The sequence below is a fragment of the Ancylobacter sp. G4_0304 genome (genome assembly GCF_047501495.1).
Lineage (GTDB): Bacteria > Pseudomonadota > Alphaproteobacteria > Rhizobiales > Xanthobacteraceae > Ancylobacter.
In genome coordinates this window covers 86572-93199 of record NZ_JAZDRM010000018.1, presented here as the reverse complement: position 1 = coordinate 93199, position 6628 = coordinate 86572, and the positions used below count along the sequence as shown (strand labels likewise).

Annotated in this window: 7 protein-coding genes and 1 pseudogene; 5 read left to right on the top strand and 3 right to left on the bottom strand. The window is 68.1% G+C overall.

Annotated elements, in window-relative coordinates; all coding sequences use genetic code 11:
* Together VRZ77_RS12235 and VRZ77_RS12230 are read left to right on the top strand one after the other, a co-directional pair.
* Nucleotides 1-112 (top strand): annotated as a pseudogene (locus VRZ77_RS12235) (IS630 family transposase); the annotation flags it as partial.
* 135 nt (nt 113-247) lie between these two features.
* On the top strand, nt 248-988 hold the full coding sequence (locus VRZ77_RS12230) for a GGDEF domain-containing protein (RefSeq protein WP_414592931.1): 741 nt from the start codon (nt 248-250) through the stop codon (nt 986-988).
* On the opposite strand, the gene VRZ77_RS12225 is transcribed toward VRZ77_RS12230, so the two are convergent.
* A complete protein-coding gene (locus VRZ77_RS12225) occupies nt 963-2582 on the bottom strand; it encodes a peptide chain release factor 3 (protein ID WP_414592930.1) in 1620 nt (539 codons plus the stop codon). The two genes, VRZ77_RS12230 and VRZ77_RS12225, sit on opposite strands and share 26 nt — an antisense overlap.
* Before the next feature lie 194 nt (nt 2583-2776).
* Between VRZ77_RS12225 and VRZ77_RS12220 the strand changes: the two genes are divergently transcribed.
* Nucleotides 2777-2989 (top strand): DUF4287 domain-containing protein, encoded by a 213-nt coding sequence (locus VRZ77_RS12220; protein ID WP_414592929.1) that lies wholly within the window; start codon nt 2777-2779, stop codon nt 2987-2989.
* 40 nt (nt 2990-3029) lie between these two features.
* On the opposite strand, the gene VRZ77_RS12215 is transcribed toward VRZ77_RS12220, so the two are convergent.
* Entirely contained in the window at nt 3030-3380 is a 351-nt protein-coding gene (locus VRZ77_RS12215) for an ArsC family reductase (protein ID WP_414592928.1), read from the bottom strand.
* Nucleotides 3381-3658: 278 nt separating this feature from the next.
* Between VRZ77_RS12215 and VRZ77_RS12210 the strand changes: the two genes are divergently transcribed.
* Both VRZ77_RS12210 and VRZ77_RS12205 read left to right on the top strand, forming a co-directional pair.
* Entirely contained in the window at nt 3659-4687 is a 1029-nt protein-coding gene (locus VRZ77_RS12210; protein ID WP_414592927.1) for an AI-2E family transporter, read from the top strand.
* Nucleotides 4688-4705: 18 nt separating this feature from the next.
* Nucleotides 4706-6205: an alpha/beta hydrolase gene (locus VRZ77_RS12205; RefSeq protein ID WP_414592926.1), complete on the top strand. Its 1500-nt coding sequence runs from the start codon at nt 4706-4708 to the stop codon at nt 6203-6205.
* Between the two features lie 103 nt (nt 6206-6308).
* Here the strand turns inward: VRZ77_RS12205 and VRZ77_RS12200 are convergent, their stop codons facing one another.
* On the bottom strand, nt 6309-6569 hold the full coding sequence (locus VRZ77_RS12200; protein WP_414592925.1) for a glycine zipper domain-containing protein: 261 nt from the start codon (nt 6567-6569) through the stop codon (nt 6309-6311).
* Between the last annotated feature and the right edge of the window lie 59 nt (nt 6570-6628).

Here is a 6628-nt window from a genome sequence, read left to right as displayed (position 1 = left end):
CGCCGAGCGATCCATCCCGGCCTTATGGGACGCCATCGGCCGCCTCATCGACCTCGTCACGCCAAACGAAGCCGCAAATTTCTTCGCCGCGGCTGGGTATGAGCCGGATTAAACCGAAAATGCTCTAGCCATCCTCCCGATTCTGCTCGGTTTCAACGGCATCGGCTTCATCCTCACCAACAGCTTCGCCAGCGCACTGCTCTGCCTTGCCGCCCTGGAGTTCTGGCGCGGACGGGCGGAGGCGCCGATGGCGATCGCCGGGCTGTGCGTGCTCTATCTGGTGGTGGCGATCTCTTTCGCCTGTTGCGCCGGCGTCCTGCTGGCCGAGGGCAGCTGGATCCTGCCGGCCGCACCGGACAATTGGGCGGAAAAGTTCAATACCATCGCGGTGGTCGCCGCGGTGCCCAGCGTGGGCGCACTGGCACTCGCGCTGAACCAGACGCGGCTGGCGCGCCAGCATCTCCACAGCGCCATGACCGACCCGCTCACCGGCCTGCTCAACCGGCGCGCCCTGTTCGATGCGGTTGCCGACACGCCGCTCGCGGGCGACGCCGCCGTGGCGGTGTTCGACATCGACAGCTTCAAGGCGATCAACGACCAGCACGGCCACGCCGCCGGAGACCGGGTCATCGTCGAATTCGCGCAGGCGATGAACCGCCATAGCTCCGGTAGCGATCTGGCCGCGCGCCTTGGTGGCGAGGAATTCGCGCTGGTGGTGCACCACGCCACCGCCGACCAGATCGTCGCGCGGGTCGACGCGATCCGCAACGACTTCGCCGCGCAGATGGCGGCACTGGAAGGGCTGAGCTGCACCGCAAGCGCCGGCATCGCCTTCATCCGGCCCAACGGCCATCAGTTCGAGGCGACGCTGAACGCGGCCGATGCCATGCTCTACCAGGCCAAGCGCGAAGGACGCGATCGCGCGCTGCTCACCAGTATCCGCGTCGTGTCGGACCAGAGCGTCAAGCCGTTTTCTTCACGTCCTTGATGTCGGTGAAGCTGATCCCGGGCCAGCGATCGCCGGTATAGCCGACCATGAAGGCCGACGGGCTGAGGAACACCAGATCGCCGTCGAGGTCCTCGGCGGTGGAGAGGCGGTTGCCGGCGGCGAATTCCTCCAGCCGCTTCGGATCGCTCGCCGAGACCCAGCGCGCGAGCTGGAACTCGCTCATGTCGAAGCCGACTTCCAGCCCGTATTCCGCCTCAAGCCGGTTTTTCAGCACGTCGAGCTGCAGCGGACCGACCACGCCGACCAGCGCCGGCGAGCCGTCGGTCGGGCGGAACACCTGTACCACGCCCTCCTCGGCCATTTCCTGCAGCGCCTGCTTCAGCTTCTTGGCCTTCATCGCGTCGGGCAGCTTCACCCGGCGCAGGATTTCCGGCGCGAAGCTCGGCACGCCGACGAAGTTGATCTCCTCGCCCTCGGTCAGTGTGTCGCCGATGCGCAGATTGCCATGGTTGGGAATGCCCACCACGTCGCCGGCATAGGCTTCTTCCGCCAGCTGGCGGTCCTGCGCGAAGAAGAATTGCGGGGTGGCGAGGCTCATCGGCTTGCCGGTGCGCACCAGCTTCGCCTTCATCCCGCGCGACATCTTCCCCGAGCACAGCCGGGCGAAAGCGATGCGGTCGCGGTGGTTCGGGTCCATGTTCGCCTGAATCTTGAACACGAAGGCCGTCATGCGCGGCTCCTCGGCCTCCACCCGGCGCTTGTCGGCGTCCTGCGCGCGCGGCGGCGGGGCGAAGCGGCCGAGCCCTTCCAGCAGGTCGCCGACGCCGAAATTGCGCAGCGCCGAGCCGAAATAGACCGGCGTCAGGTGCCCTTCGAGGAAGGCGCCCAGCTCGAACGGGTTGCAGCCCTCACGCACGAGGCTGAGTTCCTCGCCGAGGTCCTCCTCGTTCAGCGTCACGTTGAGCGCCGCGATTTCCTTCACGCTCATCTGGCGCAGCGGGCCGGTCTTGCCCTCGTCGCCTTCGAGCAGCCGCACGCCGCCGGTGGCGATGTCCACCGTGCCGACGAAATCGCGCCCGCGCCCCACCGGCCAGGTCATCGGCGTGGTGTCGAGCGCCAGCGTTTTCTCGATCTCGTCGAGAATCTCGAACGGGTCGCGGCTCTCGCGGTCCATCTTGTTGATGAAGGTGATGATCGGAATGTCGCGCAGCCGGCACACTTCCAGCAGCTTGCGCGTGCGCGCCTCGATGCCCTTGGCGGCGTCGATTACCATCACCGCCGCGTCGACCGCGGTCAGGGTGCGATAGGTGTCTTCCGAGAAGTCCTCATGGCCCGGCGTGTCGAGCAGGTTGAACACATGCCCGCCGAACTCGAAGGTCATCACCGACGTCGCGACCGAAATGCCGCGCTCGCGCTCGATCGCCATCCAGTCCGAGCGGGTCGAGCGGCGGTCCTTCTTGGCGCGCACCTGACCGGCGAGCTGGATCGCGCCGCCGAACAGCAGCAGCTTTTCGGTCAGCGTGGTCTTGCCCGCATCCGGGTGCGAGATGATCGCGAAAGTGCGGCGCCGCGCCACTTCAAGCGCGATCGGGGAAGCGGCGGAGTTCGAGAGTGCGTTCATGCCCGCCGACATGGCAGGGAAGCGTGGCGGGTTCAAGAGGCGCGGAAGGTGCGGCCGCGCATTTCCGGCGCGTGGCGAGCGGGATCGCCATCGGCGGGCGCGGGCGGGTTTCCGGCGCGCGCGGTTCGGAGCGGGCCAATCCGGGTTGCGCCGGCCCCGCCGCTTCGGCAGGCTGGCGGCAGCCCGCAGCGTGGAGAAGGAAGGCCATGGCCGACGCACCGATCAAGGGTCCCGCCTCCTATTTCCCCGCCATCGAGAAGAAATATGGACGTCCGATCGCCGAGTGGCAGCAGATCGTGCGGGCGCATCTCCCGGCCAAGCACATGGAGCTGGTGGCCATGCTGAAGAACGACCACGGGATGGGCCATGGTCACGCCAACGCGCTGGTGGCGCACACGCTTGCGGCGAACGCGACATAGCGGACGTGTCGCACGCGCCTCCGCTCCGGCGGCGCCGCCGTCAGCCGCCGAACGCCGTCTCATACACCTCCGGCTTGAAGCCGACGATCAGTTCGCCCTTCGTCTCCAGAACCGGCCGCTTGATCATCGAGGGCTGCGCTTCCATCAGCGCCAGCGCTTTCGCCTCGTCGATCCCCTGCCTGTCCGCCTCGGGAAGCTTGCGGAAGGTGGTGCCGGCCCGGTTCAGCAGCACCTCCCAGCCGACCTTGCCGGCCCAGGCCTTCAGATGCGCGGCGTCGATGCCGGAAGCCTTGTAGTCGTGGAAGGCATAGGCGACGCCGTGCGCCTCCAGCCAGCTCCGCGCCTTCTTCATCGTGTCGCAGTTCTTGATCCCGTAGATGGTCACGGCCATGGCGAACTCCTGCCTTGCGCTGCACGCTGTCTAGAACAGGAAGCGCGGGTTTGAAACGCGGCGCGGCGGTCTCCCGCGCATTTTCCCGCGCCGCGGCGAGCGGACATCGGGACGGATCGTCCAAGAGAATGGCCCGCGATTTCAACACACTGCGCGCGTCCTCGCCGCCGATCGGCACGCGATGCATAGCCGGCAAGGCGCCGGCGCGCGCTATTCTCCTTGTCGCCGGTATCACTTGGCCTTATGCGGCGAGACAAGCTTTTCCCGGACAGGACAAAATGAGCCAGCGCGGCATCGCCATCATGATCGGCATCTCCACCGCGATTCTCGTCGCGGCGGCCCTTTACCTCGCCCGCTCGATCTTCGCGCCGGTGGCCTTCGCCTTCTTCATCATCGCGCTGGTCTGGCCGCTGCAAAGCGCGCTGCAGCGCCCGCTGCCCAAGCTCCTGGCGCTGTTCATCACCCTCATCGTCACCATCGTCGTGCTGCTGGTGCTGGTCTCCATGACCGCCTGGGGCTTCGGACGGGCGGCGCAATGGCTGGTGGCCAATGCCGCGCGGTTCCAGACGCTCTACATGCAGGGCGCGGAATGGCTGGAGGGCCACGGGCTCTATGCCGCCGGCACGCTGATGGAGACCTTCAACGTCTCCTGGCTGATCCGCTTCTTCCAGAGCGTGGCGACGCGGCTGAACGGCATGGTCGGCTTTGCCGTCGTCACCTTCATTTTCGTGATGCTCGGCCTTCTGGAGATCGACGTGCTCCAGCGCAAGCTGGCGAGCGGGGAAGCCGGCGCCACCGGCCGCAAGCTGCTCGACGCCTCCCGCGAGATCGCGAGCAAGTTCCGCCGCTACATGCTGGTGCGCACCGCGATGAGCCTCCTCACCGGCCTTGCCATGTGGGGCTTCGCCGCCGCGGCGGGGCTCGACCTCGCCTTTGCCTGGGGCGTCATCGCCTTCGCGCTGAACTACATCCCGTTCATCGGCCCGCTGGTGGCGACGCTGCTGCCGACCCTGTTCGCCGTCGCGCAGTTCGAAAGCTGGCAGATGGCGATCGCGGTGTTCGCGGGCATGAACGTCATCCAGTTCTTCTCCGGCTCCTATATCGAGCCGCGCATCGCCGGGCGCGCGCTGGCGATGTCGCCGTTCGTCGTGCTGCTGGCGGTGTTCTTCTGGGCGTTCATGTGGGGCCTGCCCGGCGCCTTCATCGGCGTGCCTCTGGTGATCGCGGCGCTCACCATCTGCGAGCAGAACGAGGCGAGCCGTCCCATCGCCCGCCTGCTGTCCGGCCGCCCGCCGGCCGACGCCTGATACGCGGAGAAAACCGTCATGCTCCTCAAGCTGCTCCGCCCCTCCCGCCTGCTGCGTCTGGCGAAATGGCTGGCCTTCGCGCTGGTGATCGGTTTCGTCACCTTCCTCGGCACGCGGGTCTGGTTCGCGCAGAGCGGCGCGCCGCTGGAGCCGTGGCACACCTATGTGCCGCGCGAGATGACCATTGCCGAACTCGACAAGGGCGACTGGGCGACCTTCCTGAAGGAAGAGGACCGCATCTTCGCCGATGTCACGCGCGAGGTGATCCAGAAGCTCCCCGAGCACGACCGCGTTCCCTCGAACCGCTATTTCGCCGGCAGCGTGGTCTATCCGCCCTCCTTCTCCCATGACTGGAACCGCTCCTACACGCTGATGCCGGAGGGCGAGCCGAAGGGCGCGGTGGTGCTGCTGCACGGGCTGACAGATTCGCCCTACAGCCTGCGCCACCTCGCGCAGCGCTACGCCGCCGACGGCTTTGCCGTGGTCGCCCCGCGCATGCCGGGCCACGGCACGGTGCCCGCCGGCCTGACGGAGGCGGAATGGGAGGACTGGCTCGCCGCGACACGGCTCGCCATGCGCGAGGCGCGCCGCCTCGCCGGCCCGCAGGGCAAGCTGCACATTGTCGGCTTCTCCAATGGCGGGGCGCTGGCGCTGAAATACGCGCTCGACGCGCTGGACGATCCCGCGCTCACCCGCCCGGACCGGCTGGTGCTGATCTCGCCGATGATCGGCATCACGCGCTTTGCCCGCTTCGCCGGGCTCGCCGGCCTTCCCGCCTTCCTGCCCGCCTTCGCGAAGGCGGCGTGGCTCTCGGTGATACCGGAGTTCAACCCGTTCAAGTACAACTCGTTTCCGGTCAATGGCGCGCGCCAGTCGCACCGGCTGACGCAGGCCCTGCAAGCCTCGATCGCCGCGCACGCGGCGAATGGCACGCTTGGCGAGCTTCCGCCGGCGCTCACCTTCCAGTCGGTGATGGACTTCACCGTCTCGACGCGGGCGATCCTGACCGCGTTCTACAACCGCCTGCCGGACAATGGCAGCGAGCTGGTGCTGTTCGATCTCAACCGCAACACCAAGCTCGGCCCGCTTCTGGCCACCACCACCTCGCCGGCGGCGCTGGCGCGCACGCTGCCGCCGCTGCCGCGCCGTTTCCGTACCGTGATCATCACCAATATCGACCCGGATACCGGCGAAGTGCTGGAGCGCGTCACCGAGGCGGGCGCCACCCAGACCAGCGAACGCCCGCTCGGCTTGTTCTACCCGCCGGACGTGTTCTCGCTGTCCCATGTCGCCCTGCCCTTCCCGTCGAGCGACGGGCTGTACGGCACCAACCCCTCCGACGCGCCGGATGAGGATTTCGGGCTGCAATTGGGAGCGATGGCGGTGCGGGGCGAGCGAGGGGCGCTGATCGTCGCCATGGACGCGCTCTCGCGCATGTCGTCGAACCCGTTCTTCCCCTATGTCCAGCAGCGGGTCGACGAGGGCATCGCCGCCACGCTCAAGGCGCCGGCCCCCTGAGACGCATCCAGACCGGCCAATGAAAACGGCCGCGCCTCCCGGGGAGGACGCGGCCGTCTTGTCTTCCGTCCCGGCGCCATGCGCCGAAGACTCTCTCTCGGGATCAGCAGCGCACCGCGACGCGGTTGCCCCAGCGGTCGCGGGTCCAGCACTCGCGCGGCGCTGTCGCCGCGCCGATCACCGCGCCGCTGGCGGCGCCGACGCCCGCGCCGATCGCCGCGCCCGTGCCGCCGCCGGCAATGCCGCCAATGATGGCGCCCGCGCCGCCGCCGATCAGCGCGCCGGTGCCGGCGCGGCGTTCGGTCGTGGTGCAGCCGGCCACGGCCAGCGCCGCCAGCGAAATGATGGCCATCTTCTTGATCATGACGTGTACTCCCTCAGGCACCCCTCTCGGGTGCGCTCCTTTGGTTGCGGCGCGCCCTC

Bases quoted from the DNA above. Each gene is read 5' to 3' on its own strand.
- VRZ77_RS12220 (WP_414592929.1), top strand. From the start codon at position 2,777: ATGGCCGACGCACCGATCAAGGGTCCCGCCTCCTATTTCCCCGCCATC.
- VRZ77_RS12230 (WP_414592931.1), top strand. From the start codon at position 248: ATGGCGATCGCCGGGCTGTGCGTGCTCTATCTGGTGGTGGCGATCTCT.
- VRZ77_RS12200 (WP_414592925.1), bottom strand. From the start codon at position 6,569: ATGATCAAGAAGATGGCCATCATTTCGCTGGCGGCGCTGGCCGTGGCC.
- VRZ77_RS12225 (WP_414592930.1), bottom strand. From the start codon at position 2,582: ATGTCGGCGGGCATGAACGCACTCTCGAACTCCGCCGCTTCCCCGATC.
- VRZ77_RS12205 (WP_414592926.1), top strand. From the start codon at position 4,706: ATGCTCCTCAAGCTGCTCCGCCCCTCCCGCCTGCTGCGTCTGGCGAAA.
- VRZ77_RS12215 (WP_414592928.1), bottom strand. From the start codon at position 3,380: ATGGCCGTGACCATCTACGGGATCAAGAACTGCGACACGATGAAGAAG.
- VRZ77_RS12210 (WP_414592927.1), top strand. From the start codon at position 3,659: ATGAGCCAGCGCGGCATCGCCATCATGATCGGCATCTCCACCGCGATT.